This is a genomic window from Paenibacillus pasadenensis, assembly GCF_023715725.1.
In the GTDB taxonomy this organism is placed as follows: Bacteria; Bacillota; Bacilli; order Paenibacillales; family Paenibacillaceae; genus Paenibacillus_O; species Paenibacillus_O pasadenensis_A.
The window spans coordinates 1-440 of sequence record NZ_JAMBOT010000056.1; the positions used below are offsets into that span (position 1 = coordinate 1).

At 60.7% G+C, this 440-nt stretch carries 1 protein-coding gene and 1 pseudogene; one reads left to right on the top strand and one right to left on the bottom strand.

All coding sequences use genetic code 11. The features are described 5' to 3' along the window. A partial coding sequence (locus M3223_RS23935) for a DUF1971 domain-containing protein (protein ID WP_251566296.1) occupies nucleotides 1-264 on the top strand: 264 nt, incomplete at its 5' end. Nucleotides 265-270: 6 nt separating this feature from the next. Here M3223_RS23935 and ycgN read toward each other — a convergent pair. Continuing rightward, a pseudogene (ycgN, locus tag M3223_RS24380) lies at nucleotides 271-440 on the bottom strand (cysteine cluster protein YcgN); the annotation flags it as partial.

Here is a 440-nt window from a genome sequence, read left to right on the forward strand (position 1 = left end):
CTGCTGAGCCACCACAACACCGCGGCTGGCGTCTTCGGCCAGCTGTGCGTCATGGAGGGCACGGTCACCTATTACGGTTTTGCCAATGAACAAGCGACGGAGCCGGAGAAAAAAGTCGTGATTCATGCCGGGCAGTTTGCTACCAGTCCGCCGCAGTACTGGCACCGCGTCGAACTCAGTGACGACGCCCGCTTCAATATTCACTTCTGGGTGGCGGAAGAAACCGACGGTGAAAACGGGCTGTTCCACGCGAAGAAAGCGTGACGGCGCTTAGCGCGCCCTGTCAGGCAGATTAAGGATATGGTCCTGCCAGTCGACCACCGTGGACTCAGGCACCGCAATATGGCGAACGGAGATGCGTTCGCCGTGCATCGCCGCTTTTGAGCCAGTCAGCAGCGGGTGCCAGGCCGGCAGAGGCTTGCCTTCCGCCAGCAGGCGAT